Source organism: Saccharopolyspora gloriosae (assembly GCF_014203325.1).
In the GTDB taxonomy this organism is placed as follows: domain Bacteria; phylum Actinomycetota; class Actinomycetes; order Mycobacteriales; family Pseudonocardiaceae; genus Saccharopolyspora_C; species Saccharopolyspora_C gloriosae.
This window is the reverse complement of sequence record NZ_JACHIV010000001.1, coordinates 1,912,224-1,938,310: the sequence shown is the minus strand read 5'-3', so window position 1 is coordinate 1,938,310 and position 26,087 is coordinate 1,912,224. Positions and strand designations below refer to the sequence as shown.

Below are 26,087 nucleotides of genomic sequence, written 5' to 3'. Positions count from 1 at the left end.
ATCACTCCGCGAGGGCGGCGGCGGGCACCGCGGACCGGAACTCGTGGTCGCCGTCGGCGATGACGCGGTGCAGCACCGCCATCGTGCGATCCAGGTAGCGGGCGACGTTGTCCGCGGCGACCGCGGTGTCGGGGTAGCTGGCCTTCAGGTACGTGAGACCGCGCAGCCGGTTGACCCACATCGGCACGTCGAAGCCCTCGCCCGGACCGCTGAGCACCTGCGCGTCCGCCTGCTCCCACAGCTCGCCCCCGCGGATCCGGCGCAGGTCGATGAACGACACGATCGGCAGCACCGTGCGCGCGTCCTCCTGCAACCGCAGCTGCGAACCCAGCAGTTCCACCAGCTTCACCACCGGCACGTCCGCGATGGCGCGAGCGCGGGTGAAGGCCTCCTCCGCGGCGGTGAGCACCTCGCCGAACGTGCCGAGACCGGTGAGCGAGAAGTGCAGCGGGACCAGGTTGATGAACCAGCCCTGCGCCGCCGCCCACTGGCGTTCGTCGCGGGTCTGCACCGGGGTCAGCGTCCGGAACGACTCCGCGCCGGCCAGTTCCGACGCGGCGATCGCCAGCGCCGCGAAGATCCCCGCCGCGAAACCGCCGCGGTGCTCGCGGCAGCGCTTGCCGAACGCGTTCGCCTGGTCGGCGTCGAACAGCTCCCGCTCCATCAGCAGCTTGCCGCGGGGTTCGCCGTCGTCGAGCCCCAGCGGCAGCGGGAACGACGGGGGCCGTTCGCCGCCGCTGAGCCAGAAATCGCTCCAGGTCCGCACGGCCGCCGCCTGCGCCTCGGGTTCGAGGGCGCGCCCCCGCTCGCGCGCGGCGAACACCGCGTGGTCGCCGACCTCCGGCAGCGCCGCCGGTTCGCCGCCGACCTGCTGCTCGTAGAGCCGGCGCAGCTCGTCGAACACGAGGAAGATCGAATATCCGTCGGTGTGCGCGTGGTCCACGGCGAAGAACACCGTGGAGGATTCCTCCCGCAGCACCGCGCCGAGCACGAACGGCGGCCACCGCAGCGCGCTGGTGGCGCCGTCGAAGCGGTGCAGCAGGTGGTCCCGGATCTGCGCGCCGTCGCGGTCGCCGATCTCCACCGGGGCGAACTCGACGTCGTCGGCGTCGAGGGCGTAGCGGCGCAGCTCGTCACCGGTGTCCTCGAACCAGGTCAGCAGCGTGCCGTGCCTGCGCACCCACTGCTGCCAGGCCACCGCCATCGCGTCCGCGTCGATCCTGCCGGGCAGGTCGAACACCGTGGACAGCCACGGCGAGTGCACCGCGCCGGCCGCGTCGTTGGCCAGCGAGCGGCGGATGTGGTTCTCCTGGAACGACGACGGCGGAGCGGGATGCTCGCGCGCGGCGCCGATTGAGTCCATTGTGGACTCCGTGGGCCGCCATTCGACGAGCCTGCCCGCAGCGGGCTCGTACTCGCGGAGTGCGTTCATCCTCATGAACGGGATCCCTTCGCCACGGGGTCGTGCTCGATACCGGAACGCCGCGTTCCCGCGCCGACCGGAGTTCGAACGCCGGACCCTACCTGATCTTCGAACGACCTCTCCGTCCACAGTGGCGCGACGGTGGCGGCGAAATCCGGGTCCGCGGTCGCCGCCGCCGCGCACACCGACCGGCGGATCCGGTCGACGTAGTCGCGCACCGCGGCGTCCGCGCGATGCGTTCCGGGGAACCGGCTCGTCACGTAGATGCCGTCGTTGCTGCGGTTGACCCAGATGTAGACCTCGTCGGTGGAACTGGCGGGCGCGTGCAGCGCCCTGGCGTTCCACTCGTTCCAGTGCTGCGCGCCGGGACTCGCCCGCAAGTCCATGTAGGACACGACGAAGCGCGGCACCAGCTCGGCGCCGAGCAGCTCCGCCACCTTCGGAACCGGGACCGTCGAGAGCGGTTTCGCCCGTCGCAGCGCCGTTCCCGCGCCGGGCAGCAGGTCCAGCACGTCGACGCCGTCCAGCGCGCCGGGCCCCACCGGCATCGCCAGTTCCACCGGCGCCAGCCCGACGAACCAGCCCAGCGACCTCGCCCACTGCCGGGCCGAACGGGTGTGCATCAGCAGCAACGCCCGGAACGTCTCCGAATCGTCGAGACCGGCCCCGCCGGAGCGCGCGGCGGCCAGCGCCAGCGCGCAGAGCACTCCGGAGAACGCGCTCCCTCCGTTGCGCCGGCACGCCTTCTCGAACGCCGCGGCGCCGTCGGCGTCCACGAGCCACTCGCACAGGCCGTGCTGGCGGACCCGGAGCGCGGGCGCCGCGCTCGGTTCCGCGACGGGTGGGAAGGGGAAGCGGGGCAGCTCACCGCCGCAGTCGGCGAGGAACTCGGCCCAGCGCGCGACGGGCTCGTCGGCGCGCTCGAATCCGTCGCTGTACTCCCGTTCCCGCGCGCAGAAGTCCACGTAGCTGCCGACCTCCGCGAGCTCGGCGGGGCGCCGGTCGCGAGCGGCGGTGTAGAGCTCGTGGATCTCGTGGGCCACCAGCAGGATCGAGTACCCGTCGACGTTGCCGTGGTCGAAGGCCAGGCACGCGGTGACCGAGTCGGCCCGCGACACCGTGGCGAACACGCAGGACGGCCACGTGGTGGGATCGGTGTTGTCGTTGAACAGCTCGCGCAGCGCGTCGGAAAGGGCCGCGGAGTCCTCGTAGGCGCCGAGTTCGTCGCCCGTGACGGATAAGCCTCCGGTGCTCCAGGTGTAGCGCCGCACCCCGTCCGGGGTCGGCCGCAGACCGCTGCGCAACGTCTCGTGCCGGTCCACCCACTGCAGCAGCGCGGTGCGCCAGGCGTGCTCGTCGAGCGGACCGTCCAGGTCGAAGCAGATCGCGAGCCAGCTCGGGTCGTGCACCACTCCCGGCTCGGAACGGCACCGCACGTGGGCTTGCTGCAGGTGCGACGGCGGGCGTTCGTCGAGCCGGGGTCGCGCTCCGTCGACGGGGGACACGCTCCACCGCGCCGCCGTGCCGGGCCGGACGCCGTAATCCGCGATCTCCGTGAATCTCATGCCACCCACTCAGGTTTTCGATGTCGCGTTCCCCGCTCGCGCCGATAGCGCGCCGAACCACGCCGATCACACGCGGGAGCCACGATGATGCCGCAAGGGAACCGATCGAGTTCCGGGCCCCCGCCATCGAGCACGCCGGGCGGTCATTCAAAACCGGTGAGCGCGACGACCGCAAGCCCCCTGCCGATCACATCAGGTGTTTTCGCAGCTCACGGGCCACTCGTCGAGTGTCCACAAAGTAAGATCCTTGCAAATCTCCCCGGAGTTTCGAATTTTTCTCACGCCATGAGACATGCTCGCTCAGCATTGCAAACTTTCACGTTAAATGAGAGTTTCATCTGCTCCGGAACGGTCGTCTTCCGTGCCACCAGCAATGGAAATGCCCTGTGCATCGGGAAATCACGAGGCCACGGGCATCGAGTGGTTCCGGCACCAGAGCATTCGACGACATCGGGCGCGGGAACGGATTTTCGCCCGCCGCGGGACGAACCGGACGCGGTGCACAGCAGAACGTGGCGGCGCCGAACGGATCGGCACCGCCACGTCATCGCGTCCCGGCTAGATCTGCGGCGGCCGGTGCTCGTACGGAGTGGACAACACCACCGTGGTCCGCGTGGAGACCTTCGCCGCCTCCCGGATCTGGCGCAGCAACTCCTCCAAGCCCAGCGGCGAAGCGACCCGCACCTGCAGGATGTAGGACTCGTCGCCGGCCACCGAGTAGCACGACTCGATCTCCGGCAGGTGCTCCAAGCGCTGCGGGTAGTCGTCCGGGGCCGCCGGGTCGATCGGGGTCAGCGAGATGAACGCCGTCAACGGCAACCCGATCTGATCACCGTCCACTTTGGCCACGTAGCCCTGCAGCGCGCCGCGCTGCTCCAGCCGCCGAACCCGCTGGTGCACCGCCGACACGCTCAGGCCCACGCGCTCGGCCAAGTCGGTGAAGCTGCACCGGCCGTCGTGCGCCAGCTCGCGCAGGATCGCGCGGTCCGTCGCTTCCAGTTCGCCCGAATTCCGGTCGTTCACGCCGGCAGCACCACCAGGTCGTGCGGCTGCGAGTTCACGCTGAGCACACCGTCGTCGGTGACGATCACGATGTCCTCGATGCGGGCACCCCAGCGACCGGACTGGTAGATGCCGGGCTCGATGCTGAACGCCATGCCCGCCTCCAATTCCAAGGTGCTGCCCCCGACGATGTACGGCTCCTCGTGCACGTCGAGGCCGATGCCGTGCCCCGTGCGGTGGATGAACTGCTCGCCGAACCCGGCCGCCGCGATGGGCTCCCGCGCGGCGGCGTCGATCGACTCGGCCGTCGCCCCGGGACGCACCGCGCGCACCGCGGCGTCCTGCGCCGCCTGCAGCACCGCGTAGGTCTCCCGCACATCGGGCTGCGACGGCTCCCCCACCGCGTAGGTGCGGGTGCAGTCGGAGTTGTACCCCGACGGGATCGGCCCGCCGATGTCCACGACCACCACGTCCCCGGCCTCGATCACCCGGTCCGACAGCGCGTGGTGCGGGCTGGCGCCGTTGGCGGCCGAACCGACGATGACGAAATCGGCCTCGGTGTGGCCCTCCTCCACGATGGCGGCGGCGATGTCCGCGCCGACCTGCGCCTCGGTGCGCCCGGCCCGGAGGAACTCGGCCATCCGCGCGTGCACCCGGTCGATCGCCGCGCCCGCCGTGCGCAACGCCTCGATCTCGGCGGCGTCCTTGCGCATCCGCAGCTCGCGCAGCACCGAACCGGCCAGCACCTGCTCCGCACCCGTCGCCGCGCCCAGCGGCAAGGTGTGCAACGCGGGCATCACGTCGGCGACGCCCAGGCGCGACGGCGCGCCACCACGGCGCAGCAGGTCCGCGACCAGCGCGTGCGGATCCTCCCCGTCGACCCAGGTCACGATCTCGATGCCGAGCTCGTCGGCGGGCACGTCGGCGTAGCCGGGCGCTTCCAGCTTCGGCAGCACCAGCACCGGAGCGGCGCCGTTGCCCGTCGCGGGCAGCACCAAGGTGCTCAACCGCTCGAACGACTCACCGCGGGCACCGAGCAGGTACCGCAGATCCGAACCGGGGGTGATCAGCAGGGCGTCCAGGTCCGCGGTCGCCGCCGTCGCCGCGGCGCGGCTCAGTCGGGCGGCGAACACCGCGGGGTCCTGCTTGAGCGAGTCAGTGGCCATGGCCACCTAGCCTAAAGAATGCGGCCACCGCGAGTCGCGCGGCGGTCCCGCGGATCAGGCGAAAGATCACCCCGGACGGAACAGGCCGAGCAGGAGGATGTCCTGTCCTGCCCGGCCTGCTTCCGTGCCTCCGGCCGAGTCGCGTCGTCCGGGGAGGACCGATGCGCCCGTCCGGAGCGGCCCGCCGCCTGTCGGGGGTTCGACGACGGCCCGTTCCCATCCCGATCCGGCGGACCGGGAAACCTCCGCGCCGCACCTCGATCCGGACGGTGCCGCGCGCTGAACCGACTGTATGAGGCCGCTCCGGCGGCGTAGTGACAGTGATCTGACAGCTCGCGTCCGCGCCCGGCCTGCGGTGCGGTGTCGGCGGGGCGTGACAGAGTGGTCCGCGTGACGGGTTCTGTGATGCTGATCGACTCCGCCGGGTTGTGGTTCCGCTCGTACTACGCGCTGCCCGACTCGTTGACGGCCCCGGACGGGACACCGGTGAACTCGGTGCGCGGATTCTGCGACATGCTGGCGAAGCTCGTCGGCGAACGGCGGCCGACGCGCCTGGTGGCGTGCTTGGACAACGACTGGCGCCCGCAGTTCCGGGTCGACGCGCTGCCCTCCTACAAGGCGCACCGCGTCGCCGAGGAGGACCCCGACGCCGAAGAGGTGCCGGACACGCTGAGCCCGCAGATCCCGATCATCCTCGACGTGCTGGACGCGCTGGGCGTGGCCACCGCCGAAGCCGAGGGCTACGAAGCCGACGACGTCATCGGCGTGCTCGCCGACCGGGAACGAGCCGACCCCGTCGAAGTGGTCACCGGCGACCGCGACCTGTTCCAACTGGTGCGCACCGGACCGACGCCGGTGCGGGTCCGCTACGTCGGCGCCGGACTGGCGAAAGCGCAGGACTTCGGCCCGGCCGAACTCGCGGAGCGCTACGCGCTCGACGCGGCCCGCGCGGGCGACGCCTACGCCGAGATGGCGATCCTGCGCGGCGACCCCTCCGACGGACTGCCCGGCGTCGCGGGCATCGGGGAGAAGACCGCCGCGAAGCTGATCACCGAATTCGGCTCGCTGGACGCGCTGCTGGCCGCGGCCGGGCAAGGCGACCGGCGGCTCACGCCCCGCGTGCGCGGAAAGCTCGCCGAAGCCGCCGACTACCTGGCCGCCGCGCCCGCGGTGGTCCGAGTCGTGCGCGACGCACCCGTCGTGGTGGACCGGCCCGACACGACCCCGACCAAGCCCGCCGACCCCGAACGCCTCGCCGAACTCGGCGCACAATGGGGCCTCGGCGGCCCGCTCGACCGGTTGGTTGCGTCGCTCTGACGGGCTCTTTTTGCTTTGGTGGTCGGGTGGCGGAACCTCAGCTGTCTTCTCGCTGCGGGATCTTTTTCCCAAGTGGCTCCGCCACGAGGGAAAAAGCTGTCCTCGCGAGAAGACAGCTGAGAACCCGCGGGTGGTCACCTTGATTACGTGGGCTATGCGCTGACGCGCATACAAGCACGGCCTCCAGCCGCAAAGCAGGCGTGGCTTCGCCCGCCCAAGACACGGCTACGCCGCAAAGCACGGCCTCCGGCCACAAAGCAGGCGTGGCTTCGCCTGCTTCGGGCGGCTTTTCGGGTGTGGGGTGGGGTTGTTCGTCGTCCGGTCGGGATTGTTAGAAGCCCGTGCCGCACCAGGGTGGGCGGGGGGTGGCGAACAGGCGGTCGGCTTCGGGCGGGGCCGCCGGGTCGTGCACCTCGACGCGGTTCGCGTCGGCGAGGGTGGTCACCGCGACGTCTCCCAGGTACAGCGAGCCCAGGACGTCCACGTCGAGCGTCAGCTGCGGCCGGTCGTCCACTGGTTCGGTGCCGTCCGGGCCGATCCGGTAGGTGCCCGCGTTCTCCGGCAGCACCGGGTCCCGCACCTCGATCACCACGGGTTCCGCGGCGCCGTAGGAACGCGCGGCCAGCGCGGTGGGCACGTCGACCAGCCGCACCCACAGGTCGTCGTCGAGCCGGTCCACGGCGTAGCCGCGCCGGTCGGCGAGCCACCACGGCAGCGCCTCGTCGAGCGGCCGGTCGATCGCGCTGACCGTCGTGACCAGGTCCAGGTTCAGCAAGAAGCGCCACAGCGACGCGGTGGCGACCGCGTCCGCCGCGTGCAGCTCACCGACGTGCAGCGCGACCGCGCCGTCGCCGAAGTGGTGATCGGTCTTCGCCGGCTCGAACAGCGCGAACCCGTCGTCGGTGCCGGACTCGTCGGAGTGCACGGCGATCCGCTGCGCGCCGCCGTTCTCGACGGTGCCGAACAACCGGGTGCTCCACCAGCCCTCGCTACGGCCGATGAGACCGGGCCTGCCGGTGCTGATCCGCGCGTACAGCTCCGGGAGCAGCTTCTCCGCCGACGGCCCGTCCACCAGCCGCACCTGCCCACCGGCGGGCGCGTCGTCCCGCAACCCGCCGAGCAGCCGGGACACCGACACGCGGTGCGCGCGGGTGGCGAGGCCGTAGCCGAAGCGCGGGTAGATGCGGGTCTCGGAAGCGTGCAGCATCGCCACCGGCTCCCCGCGGCGCCGCGTGTCCGCGAGCTGCGCGCCCATCAGCTCCCGCAGCAGCCCGCGCCGGGTGCGGTCGGCACGCACCCCGACACCGGTCACGGCCGCCGCGGGCAGCACCGCACCGCCGGGCACCTCCAGGGAGGACGACAGCGACATCGCGGTGCCGCTGAGCTCCTCGCCGAGGTACGCGCCGAACACCCGCCCCGGTTCGTACCGGGTCACCGACCGGCGCCAGCGCTCCTCGCTGCTGCGTTCCGGCACGTGCAACGACGCGAGGAACAGGTCGTTCGCCTGGCGGTACTCGGATTCGGCCAACGGCCGCACGTCGACTTCGCTCACACCTCGCATCCTGCCGAAGGCGCGAGCCGCGCGTCGAGCGAATTCCGGGCTACCTCGGGTAGCCGACCTCGTAGGTGCCGGACTCGTCCCGGACCGTCACCGACACGGGCTTCTTGCCGCCCTGCAGCGTCACCTGGCAGTCGAAGCTGCGTCCGGCGACGACCAGCTGCCCCTTGGGGCAGGTCACGGATTCGACGGTGCCCAGGTGGTAGGAGCCCTCCAAGGTCTGGCGCACGCCGTGCTGCACGCTGTTCGCGTCGAGCTGGTCGCGCACCAGCACGCCGGGGTGCACGAAGCCCACCACGGCGAGCGAACCGGCGACCACCACCAGGATCGCGCCGCCGAACACCCACGGCGCCTTCGACTTCCGGCGCGGCGGCGGAGGCGGCGGCTGGGAGCCGCGGCCCGGTGGGCCGACGGTGATCGGCGGCAGGCTCGGGTGCGTCGACTCCGCCGGCCCGGGACGCGACTGCGGCGGTGCCGCGCCGGGACCACCGGGGTGCGGGGGCCGCATCGGACGGCCCGGTTGCCCGGGTGCGGACGCTCCTGGACGGGCCTGCTGCCCCACCGGCGGCCCGGGATGGCCACCCTGGCGGCCGTGCGGTGGCCGGCCTCGCTGCGGAGCCGGGCCGTAGGGGCCGGTCATCTGGTACCTCCGGGGAAAGCTGAACGTTCCGGCGCGGCGCGCGACCCCCGGCGCACCCCGCCCGCAAATCCAATCACAGCCAGCCACCACCCCCTGACACCGCCGGGTGTCGCACCCTCGCCCCCGCACCACCCCACCACCAACAGCGACCGCGCGATTTCGCGAGAGATTCGACGCCCCCACTCCCCCGAGCCGCCCGCAAGACCGCCATCAGCCCAGGTGAACGGGTAGATGCCGAGGCCCCCGCCGTGGCGGGGTGGGTGCAATTTCTCGCGAAATCGCGCGAGTAGTCCACAGCGGGGACGTTCGTCCCCACCGGATCGTGGGGACGCCGCAGGAGCGGCCGCGCACCGGTGGACGGGACCGGTGCGCGGCCGCGGGGGTGATCACATGGCGCCCGCGGCGACGACTCCCCTGCGGATCGCGGTGACGGCCTTCGCCGCGGCCGAACCCACCGGGTCGGACTTTCCGGTCACGTCCCGGATCTGGTCCAACAGGTCCACCACCTGGCGGCACCAGCGCACGAAGTCACCGGCGGAGAGCTCGTGCCCGGTGGATTCCGCGGCGGTGAGCACGCGCTCCAGCGACTCGCCGCGCACCCACCGGTAGACGGGCCAGGCGAACCCGGCGTCCGGCTCGCGGGTGCGGTCCAGCTTGTGCCTGCGCTCGTCCTCCTCCAGCTCACCCCACACCTGCCAGGTATCGCCCAGCACCTCGGCGACCCGGCCGGAGGGCACCGGCGGCGTCACCGGGGTCTCCCGGCGGGACTCGTAGACCAGCGCGGACACCACGGCCGCCAGCTCCGCCGGTTCCAGCGACTCCCAGATGCCCGCGCGCAGGCACTCGGCAGCCAGCAGGTCCGACTCGCTGTAGAGCCGGGACAGCCGCCTGCCGTGCTCGGTCACCGGCTGCTCCGGGTCGTCGACCACCACGTACTCGCGTTCCGAGAGCAGCGCGATGATCCGGTCGAACGCGCGCGCCAGCGAATGCGTGGTGGTGGCGACCTTGCGCCGCAGGTGCTCGGTCTCCGACCGCAGCCGCTCGTGGCGCTCCGCCCAGCGGGCGTGCTTCTCGCGCTCGTCGCAGCCGTGGCAGGGGTGCGCCTTCAACGCGCGGCGCAGGCTCGCCAGCTCGGCGTCGTCGGTGGAGTCCGACCGGTTCCGGCCGCGCCCGCCCTTCACCGAGATCCCCGTCTCGCGCAGCCCGGAGGCCAGGTCGCGGCGCGACTTCGGCGACCGGGTGTCGACGTGCTTGGGCAGCCGCATGCGCCCCAGCGCCTCCACCGGCGAGGTGAAGTCGGCGACCGACAACCGGCCGGACCAGCGGTCCTCGGTGACGACCAGCGGGCGCGGCTCCCCCATCGGCTCCAGGCCGGGGTCGATGACCACGGCCAGCCCGGATCGCCGCCCGGCCGGGACCTGGATCACGTCGCCCTTGCGCAGCTTCTCCAGCGACTTCGCCGCCTCCGCCCGCTTGGACGCCCGGTTCTGCCTGGCCAGCACCTTCTCCCGCTCGGAGATGCGGCGGCGCAGCGCGAAGTACTCGCCGAAGTCGCCCAGGTGGCAGGTCATCGACTCGGTGTAGCCCTCGAGGGCGTCGGCGTTGCGATCCACCCGCCGCGACATGCCGACCACCGACCGGTCGGCCTGGAACTGCGCGAACGACTGCTCCAGCAAGTCCCGCGCCGCGTCCCGGCCCACCCGGTGCACCAGGTTCACGGCCATGTTGTAGCCGGGCCGGAACGAGGAGCGCAGCGGATAGGTGCGGGTGGAGGCGAGCCCGGCGACCTGCTTGGGGTCCATGCCCGGCTGCCACACGACCACGGCGTGGCCCTCGACGTCGATGCCCCGGCGGCCCGCGCGACCGGTGAGCTGGGTGTACTCGCCGGGCGTGAGGTCGACGTGCGATTCGCCGTTGAACTTGACCAGCCGCTCCAGCACCACGGTGCGGGCGGGCATGTTGATGCCCAGCGCCAAGGTCTCGGTGGCGAACACGGCCTTGACCAGGCCGCGGACGAACAGCTCCTCCACGGTCTCCTTGAACGCGGGCAGCAGTCCGGCGTGGTGCGCGGCCACGCCGCGTTCCAGCGCGTCGCGCCACTCCCAGTAGCCGAGCACCGTCAGGTCCGCCTCGGGCAGCGAGCTGGTGTGCTCCTCGATCACCTCGCGGATCTCGTCCACGTCGTTCTCGCTGGTCAGTCGCAATCCGGCGCGCATGCACTGGTTGACCGCCGCGTCGCACCCGGCGCGGCTGAAGATGAACACGATCGCGGGCAGCAGCCCCGCCGAGTTCAGGCTGTCGAGGATCTCCACCCGCGACGGCGCGAAGAACCGCGGCGGACGAGGCCCCTTGCGCCTGCCCCCGCCGGGACCGCCGCGGCCCCGGCCGTACGGGGAGTGCACCCGGGCGAGTTCCTGGGTGTGGCGCAGCAGGTGCGGGTTGAGCTTGAGCTCGCGGTCGGAGGTCTCCCCGCCGAACAGGTCGAACATCCGCGAGCCGACCTGCATGTGCTGCCACAGCGGCACCGGGCGGTGCTCGTCGACGACGACGGTGGTGTCACCGCGCACCTCCACCAGCCATTCGCCGAACTCCTCGGCGTTGCTGACGGTCGCCGACAGGCTGGCCAGCTGGACGTGCTGCGGCAGGTGCAGGATCACTTCCTCCCACACCGCGCCGCGGAACCGGTCGGCGAGGTAGTGCACCTCGTCCATCACGACGTAGCCGAGCTGGTCGATGCCGCGCGAACCCGCGTAGAGCATGTTGCGCAGCACCTCGGTGGTCATCACGACCACCTGCGCGTCCCCGTTGATGGAGGTGTCGCCGGTGAGCAGGCCGACGGCGTCCTCGCCGTAGCGCTCGCAGAGGTCGGCGAACTTCTGGTTGGACAGCGCCTTGATCGGCGTGGTGTAGAAGCAGCGGCGCCCCTCCGCGAGCGCGAGGTGCACCGCGAACTCGCCGACCACGGTCTTGCCCGCGCCGGTCGGCGCGCACACCAGCACGCCGTGGCCGGATTCGAGCGCCTGGCAGGAGGTGCGCTGGAACGCGTCGAGCTCGAAGGACAGCTCGGAGGCGAACTCGGCGAACTTCGGGTGGGCGCTGCGGCGGCGGTGCGCGGCGTAGGAGTCGGCGGGCGACGGAGCCGGTTCGGCCACCGGGGCCTGGGCGGCGGGGCCGGTCGGGCGACCCGCTCTGGTGCGGGTGCGGCGCGGTGGTTCCACCTTCTCCCCCTGGCCGGCGGGTGCGCCGGCGGATTCTCCAGCGCCGGGGGCCGCGGGGTCCGGGGTGCCCGGCGATTCGGGGCTCCCCCCATCCGAGCCCGGGCGTTCCGGATGCGACATGTCAGAGTGCGAACGGCTTACAGCCACCCCACTAGGTTTTCACATCGCACCGACGGTCGTCGCACGCGTGCGGACACGGAGCGTTCCAGGCTCGCCGAACCGGCACCCGGCGGCCGCCCGAGCGCGGCCGGCGGCGTCGTCGCCCCTCACCGGCGACGACGAGGTCTCAGGCGGCTTCGCCGTCGCGGTTCGCCGTGGCGGGGGCGAGCACCTGCAGCGCGCCGGGCTGGCAGCGCAGGCTCACCGGCAGGCGCACCTGCGGTTCGCCGTCGGCGAACGCGGTCCAGCCGTTGCCGCCGCCCAGCCGCACCGAACGGGCCCGCAGCGTGCGCACCGCGGGGTGGTCGACGTGCTTGCCGCTGCGCATCGTCGGCAGCACCCGCAGCATGTCGGCCCGGCTGATCTCGCCGACGACGGTGACGTCGAACATCCCGTCGGTCGGGTCGGCGTCGGGGCAGATCGGCACGCCACCGCCGTAGTACGGCGTGTTGCCGACCGCGACGCAGGTCGCGGCGACGTCGAGCACGACGTTGTCGGCTTCGACCCGCAGCGGCATGGCGCGCAGGTCCGCGAGCTCCCGCAGCACCGCCACGTCGTAGCGGGCGCGCCCGATGGGCAGCCGGGAGCGGTTGACCCGGCCGTTGACCTGGGCGTCGAACCCGGCGCAGAGCACCGTGGCGAACCGCTGCCCGCCGACCACGCGGCCGAGGTCGAGGGCGCGCCGGTGCCCGCTCTGCACCGCGTCGGTGGCGGCGCGGGCGGCGTCCATCGGGTCGGCGGGCAGCCCGAGGGCGCGGGCCAGGTCGTTGCCGGTGCCGACGGGGATGACCGCCAGGGCCGTCCGCGCTCCCGCGCACGCCTGCACGGCGGCGTGCGCCGCGCCGTCGCCGCCGAGCACGGCCAGCACGTCCACGTCGTCGGCCACCGCGGTGCGGGCCGCGGCGGCGAACTCGGCGGCGTCCTCGGCGACCACGACGCGGACCGCCGAGACCACGCGGAACCGCCGCACGACCTTCGCAGCGATGGCCGCCGCGCGGCCTCGGCCGGAACTGGGATTGATCAACACCACGGTGCGCATGGGGCAACATCGTGGCCCACACCCCTGTCACCTGACCAGCGACCACCCCCGAACCCGACATGAGAAGGCGCCGGACCCCCACTGCCCACCGTTCAACTCGCGGTACCGGACGAACAGCATCCTTGATCGTTTCCGCACCCGCGCCGACTTCCCAGAGCACTGCCCAGCTAGAGCCGGCCGACAACCACGAGTTCTCAGCGGCCCCCGTTCTCGCTTCGGTGTCTTGTCAGCGGCGAAGCCGCTGAGCAGCGACCCAGCACGCAGATCGACCACCCGCGGGTTCTCAGTTGCTTCCTCGCGAGGACGGCTTTTCCCTCGTGGCGGGGCCACTCGGGAAAAAGATCCCGCAGCGAGGAAGCAACTGAGGTTCCGCCACCCGCCCCCTATGCAGACCGCGACGACGGGTCTATTCCGAGAAGACGCTTTCGTCGGTGTCGAGGGTGTTCAGTACCGGGGGTTCGGTGGCCGGGCATTGGACGGGCTGCGGCGGGCGCGGCGTGCGGAGCGCGGGGAGCGAGCGGGGGCGGGCGGTGCACGCGGGTTCCCCGCCGGGTTCCTCCGCGCCGAGCCGTTCCTCGGCGTACAACCGCAGCAGTTCGCGCAGCACGTAGCGACCGGTGCCCGCCGCGCTCTCCAGCAGCCCGACGTCCACCAGTTCCTCCAGGCCACGTTCGGCGGAGTCCACGTCGACCTCGGCCAGCACCGCCGCCCGGCGCACCGTGATGTCCGGTTCCTCGGCCAGCGCCAGCCGCCGGAACAGGGCTCGGGCGAGCTCCCCGCACTCCCGGTAGGACGCCTCGAACGCGGTCCGCACCGCGAGGTCGCCCGCGGTGAGCGCGGTGAGCCGGCGCCTCCCGTCCCCCAGCAGCCGAAGCAGGTCCGCGACTCGCCAGCGGGGTCGCCCGGCGAGCCGGTTGCCCGCGATGCGCAGTGCCAGCGGCAGATGTCCGCAGAGGTCGGCGAGCGCCAGGCTCGCCGACGGTTCGCGGCGGATTCGCTCGGTGCCGACGATCCCGGCCAGCAGCCGAACCGAGTGCGCCGGGGTGAGGACGTCCAGCGGAATCCGGAAGACGGACTCCAGTCCGGCCAGCCCGCGGGTGCCCGCGAGCAGCACCAGGCAGTCGGGATTGCTGGGCAGCAGCGGGCGCACTTGGGCCTCGTCGACGACGTCGTCGAGCAGCAGCAGCACCTTCCGGTCGCGCAGCAACGACCGGTACAGGCTGGACCGCGCGTCCGCGCCGGCCGGGAGCCGATCGGCGGCGACGCCCAGCGCGCGCAGCACGGTGCCCAGCGCGTGCCCCGGTGACCGCCGCCCGTCGCGGCGCATCGACAGGAAGAAGCAGCCGTCGGGGAAGCGTCCGGCGAGCCGGTGCCCGGAGTGCACCAGGAAGGTCGACTTTCCCACTCCTGGGGCGCCGGTCACGGCGACGACGGGGGCGCTGCGCGCGCTGCGCTGGTCGTCGAGCACCGCCAGCAGCGTGGCGGTCTCCTGCTCCCGACCGGCGAGGTCGGCGATCTCCGGCGGCGGTTCGCACAGCAGCCCGCCCCACCACCCGGTCTCCGCTCGGTCGGGGTCGTTCCCGTTGCCCGGCAACGGGTTCCGCAGTTCCGCCTCGTCGGTGGCGAGCGCGGCGGCGAGCGCGCGCAACGTGCGGGTCTGCGGACGGGTCACCCGGCCGCGTTCCATGTCGCCGATGGCGCGAGTGCTGATGCCGGTGCGCCGGGCGAGTTCCTCCTGGGTCAGCCCGGCTCTCGCCCTGCGGCGCCGGAGCACGGAGCCGAAGCCGAGGTGCGGAGGTGAACCGCCGGGTTCGACCTTCGCCATGTGCCCACCACTCTTCCGCAGCGGCGGAACGATCCGCTCGCGCCGACGTGCCGCGCCCGGAATGTCGGCCGCTGCGCTGCGGTACCGATGTTCCCCCTGATCCTCGACAATGCCGGGGCCATTATCCGGCGCCGCGCGACCCGGCACAATGGCGGCTCCCGCAGCTCGGACGAAGATACTGTTTCATCGGCACCGGCAGTGCACGAGCAGCCATTCCGCGAGCAGGAATGGATGCACCCGAATGGCAGAGGAACACCACTCTTTCAGCCGATCCACTCGACGAGGACCGGCAGAAAAGAGTGCCCTTTCTTCCTGCGGATCTTCCTGGCCGGGTTCGCCTTTCCGTGATTCGCTGGCGGTGGGGCGCCGGGTCGGGCGGCGAGCGGGAAGAATCGGGGAGAACGCGCATGGCGGGTCACCGGAACGCGGGCGGACGACGATCACGCGCACTCGGATCGCCACCTCCCGCGCGGCACCGGAGACGCAGGTCAACGCGGTGCATCACGCAGCACACCGCTGACGTTGAGCACCTCCACGCATCGGGCCGCCTGCTGCCCCGAAGGCGGCGTTCCGGGTCGTGCGCAGTTCACGACGCCGCTCACCCGCGCTTCGGCCGGAACCGCGATGGGCGTGACCCAGTGGTAGTCCTGGTTGCGGAAGGTCTCCAACGCGATCGTGGTCAACTGGCTTTCTCCGAAGTAAATGGTGAGCACGCCTTCATCGCCCTGGAAGTTCGACAGCACCAGGTCGGTGATGAACAGCACCTTGCCTTCCGGCACCCGATACACGTCCGATGCACTGCCTCCGCCATTCGTGACTACCCGAATGGTCTGCGAGAACTGTCCGCCATTCGGAGCCGTGTTCAGCCCGGGACCGGCATCTTCGCCAGGCTGTTTCTCCGGTGGTGGGGCGGGCGGTTGCGCCGCCGGAGGTTCGGGTTGCGGCGCCGGCGGTGGCACGAGCTCACCGTTGGCCGCCATCTGCCGCGCCCGATTCGCCGCCGCCTCCTTCGCGGCGCTCTCCACGCTCGGCAGGACCAGGAAGTACCACCACAGCAGCAGCGCCAGCAGCAACGCCAGCAGGGCGAGCAGCCACCGCGGCAGGATCGGGAGCTGGAGCAGTTCGCCGTCGAGCTGCTCGGGGCGTTCGTCGAGTTCCAGCGTCTCGGTCGGGGCGCCCGCGTGCACCGGTTCCACGACGAAGGTGCTCACCGGGGAAGCGGTGACCAGGAACGGTTTCGGGGTCGGCCTGCCGAACCAGATCAGCTTCGACACCCGCGCCCGCAACCGGATCTCGACCTGGTCGTCCGGTTCGAGCGCGGGCCGGTCCGATTCCACCCGGAAGCGCAGTTCCTCGGCGGGGTCGCTCGCGGTCAGCGGTACCGCGATCGGCGCGTTGCCCTGGTTGTGCAGCACGACGTGGAAGCGCCCGGAGCGCCACGCGCGGCGACGCTGCGGCGCGAGCCAGGCGCGCAGCTGCTGGAACGGTTCGATGCGCACCGTCATCTCGGGCACCGCGACCAGGTCGGGGCGCTCCACCGGACGGACCCGCACCGCCAGCGGCGTCTCCCCCGCGTACGTGGTCGCCGACCGCGGCGGGCGCAGCACGACCGTCACGGTCCCCTGGGTGCCCGGGTACAGCGAGAGCCTCGCGGGTTCCACCGTCGTCCACGGTGCGCAGTCTCCGACGACCTCGAACTCGTAGGCCTCCACGATGTCGGTGCCGTTGCGAACGGTCAGGGTCGTGGTGGCTTCCCCGCCCGGGGTGACCACGACCGTCGTGTTCTCCAACTCCGCTGAAGTGCTCACCAGAGGAAAGCTAGGTGCCCCGCGCGGCAGACGGCAGGGACTCGGGGGCAGCGGACGGGCAAGGCGGCTGCCCCCGCCGACGCCGCGGCGCTTCCCCGAACCGCCCGTCCCGCGGTATCGCCGTTCAGATGATCTTCGGCCTACGCCCGGTCGGCGAGGAAGCCGCCGAGGTCGCGCCACCCGAACCGCTACGCAGGAGTCTTACGAGGTGAGGAGTGCGGAGATGACGACGAGAGTGCCCGTCTCGGTGCATGCGGGCGATCCCCTGCTGCAGGCCGGGGTCATCGCGCAGCTGCGCCCGCGTCCGGAGGTGGACGTGCTCAAACCGGACGAGCAGGAGCGGGCGCAGGTCTCGCTGGTCGTGGTGGACCGGGTCGACGAGGAAGCGGTGCTGCTGCTGCGCCGGTTGCAGCGGGTGTCGACGACCCGCACCGGGCTCATCGTCGGCGAGTTCGGCCAGAACGCGCTGCGCGTCACCATCGAGTGCGGGGTGGCGGCGGTGCTGCGGCGTTCCGAGGCCGATCAGGACCGGGTCCTCGGTCTCATCACGGCGCTGGTGCGCGGCGAGGGCATGTTGCCGGGCGACATGCTCAGCAGGTTGCTCGACCACGTGGGCAGGTTGCAGCGCAATTCCGCCGACGCGCAGGGGTTCAACCTCTCGACGCTGACCGCGCGGGAGGTGGAGGTGCTGCGGCTGATCTCGGAGGGCTTCGACACCGGGGAGATCGCGGTGAAGATGTCCTACTCGGAGCGCACGGTGAAGAACATCCTGCACGAGGTCACCACCCGCCTCCAACTGCGCAACCGAGCGCACGCCGTCGGCCACGTGATGCGCCAAGGACTGATCTGACGCCCCCTCCCGAAACCCCGCGGGCCGCTCACGATTCGCGCACCAGCGACATACAGCTGAGAACCCACCCTGATCAGCGTTGATCCAGGCGAACACCGCCCTCGGTATTCGTCCTGTCAGCGGCAAGCCGCTGAGCAGCGACCACCTCGGCAACCGGCACCGCCGCGGGTTCTCAGTCGGTCTCTCGCGAGGACGGCTTTTTCCCTCGTGGCGGAGCCACTCGGGAAAAAGATCCCCGCAGCGAGAGACCGACTGAGGTTCCGCCACCCGACCCCAGAGCAGAACGAGCCGACCGACGTTGCCCGAAAGTCCCCGGGGTGTTTCCCGCGTTGGTGCCTGCCGTGCCCTCTGCGCGACCGCGCGCACTCGCGAGGATCAGGCCGGGAGCGAGCGGGGAGGTCGTGGATGAGGGTGGTCCGGTCGACACGGTCCGGGGTCGCGTTGGCCGGGGTGCTCGTGGTGCTGTGCGGGTTGATCGGGGTCCCGACGGCGACCGCGCAGCAGGAACCCGCGCCGCCGGCGGACGAGGGACGGATCGCGTTCTCCGGTACGGGGCACCGCAGTCTCGCCACCGCGCCCGGCGACGGGCAGCGTCCGTCCGAGCCGTACCTCGACGACGGCCACTACGCGCAGCAGCCGGACGCGCGCGGCGGGCTGGTGGTGTTCACGAGCCTGCGCGACGAGGCCAAGCCACAGGTGTACCTGCGGGACGCTTCGGGGGCGGTGCGCCGGCTCACCCACGGCCGCGATGCCGCACATCCGAAGTTGTCGCCCGATCTGCGGTGGGTCGTGTTCGATTCCGCCGAGCACGGGAAGAAGGGGCCGCAGCGGGAGCTGTGGATGGTGCGGATCGACGGGAAGAAGATGCTGCGGCTCACCTTCTCGCCGGTCGACGAGACGTGGCCGACGTTCTCCCCGGACGGCGGGAAGCTCGCGTTCGCGAGCAATGCCACCAAGAGCTGGCAGATCTACACCCGGCACGTGTTCGGGAAGTTCGCGCACCTGCGCACCGAGGAACCGACCGGGGGCGCGGTGCAGCCCGCGTGGAACCCGGTCGACGAGGACCGAATCGCCTACACGTGGGACGCGGACGGGAACCTCGACGGCACCGAGGACCAGCAGGTGCGGGTGCTGTCGGCTCCCTCCCACCACCACCATCCGCCGCATCCGACGGTCGGCGTCCCGCTGCTGGGCGGGGATCAGGCGGGGTGGCCGAGCAGTTGGCCGGTGTGGCGGCCGGACGGGAATTCGTTGCTGTTCCTGAGCAGGTACCGGATCGGCGTGGGCGTGTCGGAGACCACCTGGGTCTACCGGGTCGACGCCCCCACCGCGCCGACGACGAGCACGCCGGTGCTGCTGATCGACGAGCCCGGGGACGTCTCCTCGCCCGCGCAGCTGCCCGACGGCGAGGTGCTGGTGGAGCGCCCGACGGCGGGCGAGAACGTGGCGGTGCTGCAGGACATCCGGCCCGACGGCAGCGATCCGCGCAGCCTCGGGGTGGACGTGCTGCACGAGGATCCGCTCGCGGTGGAGGACTCCAGCAAGCTGTTCGAGCCGGGTGCGGACTACGACCCGTGGACCCAGCGGCAGTCGTACTCGCCGGACGGCGGGACGATCGCGGTGAGCGTGTTCAGCGGGCCCGCGGGCGACCGGGTGCAGCGGATCGAGCTGATGAACTCGGACGGGACGAACCGGCGGCTGCTGAACATCGCCGATCGTCAGCCCGGAGATTGGGAAACCGACGCGGCGTGGTCCCCGGACGGGCGCGAGATCGCCGTGGCACGGCGTTCGCCGGGCGGCCTGCCCACCGATCAGAGCCGGGGCAAGAGCCGCATCGTGGTCGTGAACGTCGCGACCGGCGAGGTCACCGGCCGACTGGCTCCGCAGAACCCCGCCCAGGACGACACCCAGCCGTTGTTCTCTCCGGACGGCGGGACCCTCGCGTTCAGCCGGGGCGAGCTGATCAAGGAGCCCGGCGAGCGCTACAACCACATCTGGTTCGCCGACGCCCAGAGCCTCGGTGACCAGCGCAACATCACCGAGGCGCTCTGCCAGTGCCCGGAGATGGTGGTCGACGACAGCGCCGCGTTCTCACCGGACGGGCAGAGCATGGCGTTCAACCGGGAACCGCACGGCCTCTACCGCCTCGACCTCGCCGAGCAGGACGTCAGCGCATCGTGCGAGGTGGTCCTGCCCGCCGACGAGGACACCTGCCGCGACACCCCCGGCAAGGTCGAGGAGGGCCAGGAACCACCGGAGCACTACCAGCCGCGCGACCTCAGCTGGTCGCCGGACGGCAGCAAGGCGGTGTTCTCGGAGCGCGCGGACGAGAACGCCGCCGAACATCTGTCCATAGTGGACATGGAGACGGGTGGGATCACCCCGCTGACGCAAGGATTCCCGGGACGCCAGAAGGAAGCCACCTGGCAGGCCACGGTCGACATGAGCGTGACCGCGCCGGAACGCACGAACGAGATCGACGAGGGCGACTCGGTACGGGTGACCGCGCAGGTCACCAACAACGGTCCCGCCGCCGCGCCCGGCGCGGAGGTGGAGCTGACCGTGCCGGACGGGGTGCGGTTGACCGGGATGGACTCCAGCACCGGGGACTGCTCCGGCGGGCGCTGCTCGCTCGGGACGCTGCAACCGGATCAGACCGTGCGGGTCACCGCGACCGTCGTCGGAGTGCAGGGCGGCGACCGGCGGCTGAGCTGGGAGGCGCACGGCCGGATGCGGGACAGCAGGCCCGCCGACAACACCGCCACCACCGTCGTCCCGGTGCGCGGCCCGGAACCACCGCCGCCGCCACCTCCGCCGCCGCCTCCGGCCGGGCCGGGCGTGGCGGTGCGGGCCGACCCGAACCCGTCCTACGTGGGAGGCCGCACCGACGTGCGGTTCACCGTGCGTAACACCGGCGAGTCCCCGGCGACGGGCTTGACGCTGGACATGGCGCTCCCGCCGGGAATCCCGGTGACGGCGCTGCCGCCGGGGTGCAGCGCCACCCAGTGCCTGCTGCCGGACCTCCCGCCCGGCGCGGAACGGCCGGTGGTCATCGGGCTCGCCCCGAACGCCGCGCTGGACACGACGATCACCGGCACGCTGCGCACCACCGGCACCGACACCACTCCGGCCGACAACGTGGCGCGCACGCCGTACCGGGTGCTGCAACCGCGCATCGTCGCGGTCCCGGAGGTCGGTGAGCCGGGCTTCGTGACGTCGGTGCGCGGCTTCGACTTCCCACCGGGCGCGCCGGTGCGGCTGCGCTGGACGCCGGGCATCACGGCGGCCGCCGCGCCCACGTTCCCCGGCGCCGACGGCCGGTTCGCCGCGCAGCTGCTGGTCCTGCCGAAGGACCTGCTCGGCCCGCGCACCATCACCGCCGAGGGGCCGGGTTTCAGCCCGGTGGACGCGCCCAGGCCGTTCCTGGTCGTGGCCCCGACCGTCCCGCCGCCGCTGATGGGGCGCCGATGATCCGGAGGTGCCCGCGATGATCCACGAAGTGGACGAGGGCCTGCGGCTGCTGCTGGCCGAGGAGGGCGTGCCCGGTTCCGGCGTGGAGCTCGCCTTCGACCCGCCCACCACGGACTGGGCGGCGAAGCGCAACGCGCCGACGGTGAACGTGTTCCTCTACGACATCCGGGAGTACTCGGCGCAACGCCAGCGCGGTTCGATCGAGAAGCTCGACGAGGCGGGCACCGTCATCGGCCGGTTCGACCCGCCGCGCTGGTTCCAGCTGGCCTACCTGGTCACGGCGTGGACGAACCGCCCGCAGGACGAGCACCGGCTGCTCGCGCAGGTCTTGCGCGGCCTGGCCCGGCATGAGGCGCTGGATCCGCAGTGGCGTACCGGAACGCTCGCGGAGCTGGGATTGTCGGTGTCGTTGGAGACCGGCGGGGAGCTCGCCGAAGGCCGTTCGCCCACCGACGTGTGGTCGGCCCTGGGCGGGGAGCTCAAGCCCTCGATCACGCTGCGGGTGACCGCACCGCTGGCCGGGGACCTGCGGCTCGTGGGCCCGCCGGTGACCGAAGGCGTCTCCCTCGGCACGCGCGCCGCGGTGTCGGAGGGCGAAGTCGACGAGCGGCGCCACCTGCGCTACGAGGACACCGGCGCCGAAGGCGACGACTTCTCCTCGCACCGGCCCCGGCCGGGCGGCAGGCGGCGCATGCGGGGGCCGTTGTGAGCGGCGAGCTGTGGGACCGGTTGCGGGCCGTGGAGCAGCGGGTCCGGGTGGCGCTGGACGCCCGCGACGATCCGGGCCGCGACGATCCGTACCGCGGCCTGTACCTGACCGAGGAACTGGTGCGGCAGGCCCTGGAGACCCCGTCGGCGGCGTGGTCGGCCGAGCCCGTCGAGGTCGCGGAGCCGGAGTCCCGGCTGGCGCGGCTCGCGGCGGATTTCGGCTTGGACGCCTGGGAAGTGGAGTTCCTGCTGATCGCGCTCGCCCCCGAGCTCGACGCCCGGTTCGAGCGGCTCTACGGCTACCTCAACGACGACGTGACGCGGCGGCGCGCGACGGCGGGCATGGTGCTGGAGCTGTGCGGGATGCCCACGGCGGGCGCGGACCGGTTCCGCTTCGCCCCCGGCGGGCCGCTGATCGCGGGCGGGCTGCTGGAGGTGCAGGAACCCGACCGGCCGCTGCTGACCCGAACGGTGCGGGTGCCGGACCGGGTGGTCGCGCACCTGATCGGCGGCGACGCGCTGGATCCGGCGGTGCGCGGGCTGGCGCGGGCGGTCGACGAGCCGGTCACCGAACCGGCGGAGCTGGTGAAACGCCTGGCCACCGGCCTCGACGCGGGCATCGGCCCGGTGCACCTGCGCGGCTCGTCGGGCGCCGAGCAGCACGCGGTGGACGCGCTCGCGGTGAGCGGTCGCGCCGCGCTCGTCGTGGACGCGGCGGCGCTGGCCGCCGAAGCGGAACCACCGGTGGCGGAACTGGTGCGGGAGGCGCGGCTGAGCAGGTCCGGCCTGGTGCTCGGGCCGGTGGAAGCCTTGGCGGGCCCCGAATCGACGCGCACCCTGCGGCGGCTGCTCGACGCGGCGGAGCGGATTCCGCTGCTGCTGCACGGTTCCGGCGGCTGGGACCCGGCGTGGGCGCGGCAGGCTCCGCTCACGATCGCGCTGCCGGAACCGGACCGCACCGCGCGCGCCGCGCAGTGGCACCGGGCGCTCGCGGAGGCGGGCGCGTCCGACGAGGTCGACGCGGAGGCGTTGAGCGCGTACCGCCTCGACGCGGACCAGGTGCGCCGGGCCGCCTCGGTGGCGACGAGGCTCGCCCGCTTGGAAGGCCACCCGCTCACCCCCGAACACCTCCGCTCCGGCGTGCGAGCGCAGAACGGCGCCGGCCTGGCCCGCCTCGCCCGCCGCATCACCCCCGGCGTGAACTGGGACGACCTGGTGCTGCCCGAGCAGACGCGGCGTGCGCTGGCGGAGCTGTCGGTGCGCGCCCGCCACCGCGATCGGGTGCTCGGCGACTGGCGGATGCGCCCCGGCGGCGGTCGCGGTCGCGGTGTGGTGGCCCTGTTCGCCGGGGAGTCCGGCACCGGCAAGACCATGTCCGCGGAGGTCGTCGCCGCCGACCTGGGCATGGAGCTCTACGTGGTCGACCTGTCCACCGTGGTCGACAAGTACGTGGGCGAGACGGAGAAGAACCTGGAGCGCATCTTCACCGAAGCCGCCGGCGTGAACGGCGTGCTGCTGTTCGACGAGGCCGACGCGATCTTCGGCAAGCGCTCCCAGGTCAAAGACGCCCACGACCGCTACGCCAACGTCGAATCGGCCTACCTGCTGCAGCGCATGGAGTCCTTCGACGGCATCGCGGTGCTCACCACGAACCTCCGCGCGAACCTCGACGAGGCCTTCACCCGCCGCCTCGACGTCATCGCCGACTTCCCCATGCCCGAACCGGACCAACGCCGAGCCCTGTGGGACCGCACCCTCGGCGACGCCGTCCCCCGAGCCGACGACCTCGACCTGGACCGCTGCGCCGAGCGCTTCGAACTCGCGGGCGGCTCCATCCGATCCTGCGCCGTCACCGCCGCCTACCTCGCCGCCGAAGCCGGCGGCGAGGTCACCATGAACCACCTCCTCAACGCCATCCGCCAGGAATACGCCAAGCTGGGGCGCCTCGCTTTGGACGCGGAATTCGGCTAGTAAAATTGGAAATGCCCGCGACTTTTCAGGCAAATACAGGTGCAGATCAGAAGAGGGAATGTTCGAGACCCAACGTCAAATCATTACCGTCGCCGCACGGCCGATCGATTTCCTTGCATGCACCCCGGTGACCGTCGACGAATTCGAGCAAGAAACACATCTCACCCGTTCACCGACGGCCACCGGAGTTCGATCAGCAGAACGGATCGAGCGCTCTTTTCGGAATGAGGTCGATCCGTCCTCGGGCACCTGCGTCACGATCACGATGACGACAGGCAAAGCACTCCCCATGCCGCGACCCGTTCGGGCTCGCGGGTCACCCACCGGTCACGCCGGCGACCGATGTATCAGAAAATCCGCAGTTCGTACCGTCCGCCGTTCCACGAAGTGCAGCTCCACCCGCTCGCTTTTCCGGAGTCCACGTAGCTTTGACCGACCTTGTTGCACTCCTTCTTCGTCGGGTACGAACCGACGACCTCCGCCGGCTGGACGTCCGCCGAGCTGGGAGCCTCAGCCGAAGCGGCACCCACACCGGCCGTCGCGACCCCTGCGGCGCACAGCGCGAGCGCGGCCATAGTCTTACGAATCAACATTCGAACCACCTTTGTGAATCAGGAAGGCGACCAACGCCCTTACACGAACAAGATTAGGCGGGAACGCCCCATCAAAGGGCGATGATGCGAACGGCCGGAGGGGTTTCCCTCATAGTTCGCGCGCCGCGAAACCGGGCGATTCCCGCAGCCTGATCACGGCGGCCGGATCATCACGTGCCCGGCAGTCCATAAAGTATTCGAAATGGTCCGGCAAAACCGATTTCAAGCCTGGAATCGACGACGTTCTCGCACTGCGTCGACCGCGCGGAACCTGCTGCGCAGACCGAACGGGGAATGCGAGATCGCGCGCTACGAGGACGTCCACCGACTTTCGCCACGCCTGCGGACCCCGGAACCACGCCGGGGCTTCTCGCATCTCGCCAGGACGACTTCCCGGCCTTTCACCTGCGACGCCGGCCATGATCGGGGCGCCGCGGACCAAGAGCCACTTCCCAGCTGAACGCCGACCCCGGTGCCGGGACGGTGGTAACGCCTGCCGGCTGACCCGTATCCGCAGGCCAGGCCCAGGGCGTCACGGCGATTTGGTAGACATCAGGTATGGCAGCGCGCGAAGAGGACTCGGCCTGGACGGTGTTCGTATCGGACTCGTTGCAGGCGCGCCTGGACACCTACTGCGGCGACGACGGCACACCCACCGCGGTCGTGTTCGAGGCGATCGAGGCGCTGCGCGACCGGTTGCCGGACGTGGTGCGCGACGCGCGGGCGCGGCTCCAGTCGCCGCACGCCCGGGACGAGGTGCACTACCTGGGCTCCGGCCCGGTGCAGGTCCGCATCCGCCCCGACGAGGACCAGGCCATGCTGCTGGACCTGCTGTCCTACGAGCTCGGCGTCCCGGCCACGACCTGGCTCCCCCCGCTGCTCAACGCCCACCTCCCCGGCCGCCGGGAACCGGACAACATGCCCTGGATCATCCAGGCCCCCGCCGAGCGATAAGCGCGGCGCGCACGACCTGCAGGGCGTTCCTTGCGCCTTGCCCATCGGCAGCGTTCTCCGCGCAGGCCGATGCGATCCGCGACCGCAGCGCCGGTGCGCGCGGTCGCAAGACGACGCGACCGCGTTCGCCGGTCGGCAGAAGGGGCGACATCCGCACCCGCCGGACCGCCGACGAACTCAGGACCTAGCTCCGGGCGCGCAACGCCTGCGAGAGCGCGCTCATGCTGATTTCGATCACCGCGCGGAGCTGCTCCGGGCTCGTCCCGGCCCTGCTCATCACGGCCACCGACTGGTTGACCGCCGCGATGTGCACGGCGAAGTCGTCGGCGTCGGCCAACTTCGCGGCGGCCAAGGCGGCCCGCAGCCGCGCACGCTGGAAGCTCAGGGCTTCGATCGCGCGCGCGGCGATGTCGGGGCTCAGCACGGGTATCGCCATCGCGGTCTGGGCGACCAGGCATCCGTCCGGCAGGTCGGGGTCGGCGATGCGCTCCAGCGTCACTCCGAAGAAATCCCGGATCGCCCGCAGCGGCTCGTCGGGCGCGCTCGACAGGGCCTGGTCGTACCTGTCCCCGTAGCGCGTGGCGTAGCGGTCCAGGCAGCGCAGGTAGAGCGAGTCCTTGTCGCCGAGCGAGGAGTAGATGGAACTGCGGTTCAACCCGGTCGCCCTGGAGAGGTCGTCGAGGGAGGTCGCGGCGTACCCGGCTCGCCAGAACTGGACCATCGCCGCGTCGAGCACGAGGTCCACGTCGAACTGCTTCTTCCCGGCCATCACGCATGCACCTCGTTCTCGAACCCGGCCGCCGTGCCGCTGCCATCGTAT

18 protein-coding genes are annotated in these 26,087 nt (G+C 71.8%); 7 read left to right on the top strand and 11 right to left on the bottom strand.

Annotation, left to right across the window (positions count from 1 at the left end):
• Position 1: 1 nt before the first annotated feature.
• The 4 genes from BJ969_RS08835 to BJ969_RS08820 form a co-directional block, all read right to left on the bottom strand.
• A complete protein-coding gene (locus tag BJ969_RS08835; protein WP_184478327.1) occupies positions 2-1,438 on the bottom strand; it encodes a condensation domain-containing protein in 1,437 nt (478 codons plus the stop codon).
• Positions 1,435-2,988 carry a condensation domain-containing protein gene (locus tag BJ969_RS08830; protein WP_184478326.1) on the bottom strand — a complete coding sequence of 518 codons (1,554 nt, stop codon included), beginning with the start codon at positions 2,986-2,988 and terminating at the stop codon, positions 1,435-1,437. Before BJ969_RS08830 ends, BJ969_RS08835 begins: the two co-directional genes overlap by 4 nt.
• Positions 2,989-3,546: 558 nt before the next feature.
• A complete protein-coding gene (locus BJ969_RS08825) occupies positions 3,547-4,011 on the bottom strand; it encodes an Lrp/AsnC family transcriptional regulator (protein WP_425503539.1) in 465 nt (154 codons plus the stop codon).
• Positions 4,008-5,156 carry a M24 family metallopeptidase gene (locus BJ969_RS08820; protein WP_184478325.1) on the bottom strand — a complete coding sequence of 383 codons (1,149 nt, stop codon included), beginning with the start codon at positions 5,154-5,156 and terminating at the stop codon, positions 4,008-4,010. Before BJ969_RS08820 ends, BJ969_RS08825 begins: the two co-directional genes overlap by 4 nt.
• Before the next feature lie 405 nt (positions 5,157-5,561).
• On the opposite strand from BJ969_RS08820, the gene BJ969_RS08815 reads away from it, so the two are divergent.
• Positions 5,562-6,473, top strand: a complete 912-nt coding sequence (locus BJ969_RS08815) for a 5'-3' exonuclease (RefSeq protein WP_184485030.1) — start codon at positions 5,562-5,564, stop codon at positions 6,471-6,473.
• Positions 6,474-6,804: 331 nt separating this feature from the next.
• Here BJ969_RS08815 and BJ969_RS08810 read toward each other — a convergent pair whose 3' ends face one another.
• From BJ969_RS08810 to BJ969_RS08790, 5 genes are all read right to left on the bottom strand, one after another.
• Positions 6,805-8,034 carry a GNAT family N-acetyltransferase gene (locus BJ969_RS08810; protein ID WP_221315753.1) on the bottom strand — a complete coding sequence of 410 codons (1,230 nt, stop codon included), beginning with the start codon at positions 8,032-8,034 and terminating at the stop codon, positions 6,805-6,807.
• 40 nt (positions 8,035-8,074) lie between these two features.
• Entirely contained in the window at positions 8,075-8,539 is a 465-nt protein-coding gene (locus BJ969_RS08805) for a DUF4333 domain-containing protein (protein ID WP_246456720.1), read from the bottom strand.
• Positions 8,540-9,057: 518 nt separating this feature from the next.
• Entirely contained in the window at positions 9,058-11,823 is a 2,766-nt protein-coding gene (locus BJ969_RS08800) for a DEAD/DEAH box helicase (RefSeq protein WP_184485028.1), read from the bottom strand.
• Positions 11,824-12,175: 352 nt separating this feature from the next.
• Entirely contained in the window at positions 12,176-13,087 is a 912-nt protein-coding gene (locus tag BJ969_RS08795) for a diacylglycerol/lipid kinase family protein (RefSeq protein ID WP_184478322.1), read from the bottom strand.
• 406 nt (positions 13,088-13,493) lie between these two features.
• On the bottom strand, positions 13,494-14,912 hold the full coding sequence (locus BJ969_RS08790; RefSeq protein ID WP_184478321.1) for a helix-turn-helix domain-containing protein: 1,419 nt from the start codon (positions 14,910-14,912) through the stop codon (positions 13,494-13,496).
• Between BJ969_RS08790 and BJ969_RS08785 the strand changes: the two genes are divergently transcribed.
• Complete coding sequence (locus BJ969_RS08785) at positions 14,913-15,260, top strand: hypothetical protein (RefSeq protein WP_221315751.1); 348 nt, start codon at positions 14,913-14,915, stop codon at positions 15,258-15,260.
• A gap of 140 nt (positions 15,261-15,400) precedes the next feature.
• Here the strand turns inward: BJ969_RS08785 and BJ969_RS08780 are convergent, their stop codons facing one another.
• On the bottom strand, positions 15,401-16,720 hold the full coding sequence (locus tag BJ969_RS08780) for a hydrolytic protein (protein WP_184478319.1): 1,320 nt from the start codon (positions 16,718-16,720) through the stop codon (positions 15,401-15,403).
• A 223-nt stretch (positions 16,721-16,943) separates the two neighbouring features.
• On the opposite strand from BJ969_RS08780, the gene BJ969_RS08775 reads away from it, so the two are divergent.
• The 5 genes from BJ969_RS08775 to BJ969_RS08755 all read left to right on the top strand — a co-directional run bounded on the left by BJ969_RS08775 (position 16,944) and on the right by BJ969_RS08755 (position 25,267).
• Positions 16,944-17,570, top strand: coding sequence for a helix-turn-helix transcriptional regulator (locus BJ969_RS08775; RefSeq protein ID WP_184478318.1), 627 nt, complete (start codon positions 16,944-16,946; stop codon positions 17,568-17,570).
• 405 nt (positions 17,571-17,975) lie between these two features.
• The gene (locus BJ969_RS08770) at positions 17,976-21,041 is read left to right on the top strand and encodes a DUF11 domain-containing protein (protein ID WP_184478317.1); all 3,066 of its coding nucleotides are present in this window, start codon (positions 17,976-17,978) and stop codon (positions 21,039-21,041) included.
• A gap of 16 nt (positions 21,042-21,057) precedes the next feature.
• Positions 21,058-21,750: a Pvc16 family protein gene (locus BJ969_RS08765; protein ID WP_184478316.1), complete on the top strand. Its 693-nt coding sequence runs from the start codon at positions 21,058-21,060 to the stop codon at positions 21,748-21,750.
• Positions 21,747-23,720, top strand: coding sequence for an AAA family ATPase (locus tag BJ969_RS08760; RefSeq protein ID WP_184478315.1), 1,974 nt, complete (start codon positions 21,747-21,749; stop codon positions 23,718-23,720). Before BJ969_RS08765 ends, BJ969_RS08760 begins: the two co-directional genes overlap by 4 nt.
• Before the next feature lie 1,151 nt (positions 23,721-24,871).
• Positions 24,872-25,267, top strand: a complete 396-nt coding sequence (locus BJ969_RS08755; protein ID WP_184478314.1) for a hypothetical protein — start codon at positions 24,872-24,874, stop codon at positions 25,265-25,267.
• 184 nt (positions 25,268-25,451) lie between these two features.
• Here the strand turns inward: BJ969_RS08755 and BJ969_RS08750 are convergent, their stop codons facing one another.
• The gene (locus tag BJ969_RS08750; protein ID WP_184478313.1) at positions 25,452-26,036 is read right to left on the bottom strand and encodes a TetR/AcrR family transcriptional regulator; all 585 of its coding nucleotides are present in this window, start codon (positions 26,034-26,036) and stop codon (positions 25,452-25,454) included.
• Between the last annotated feature and the right edge of the window lie 51 nt (positions 26,037-26,087).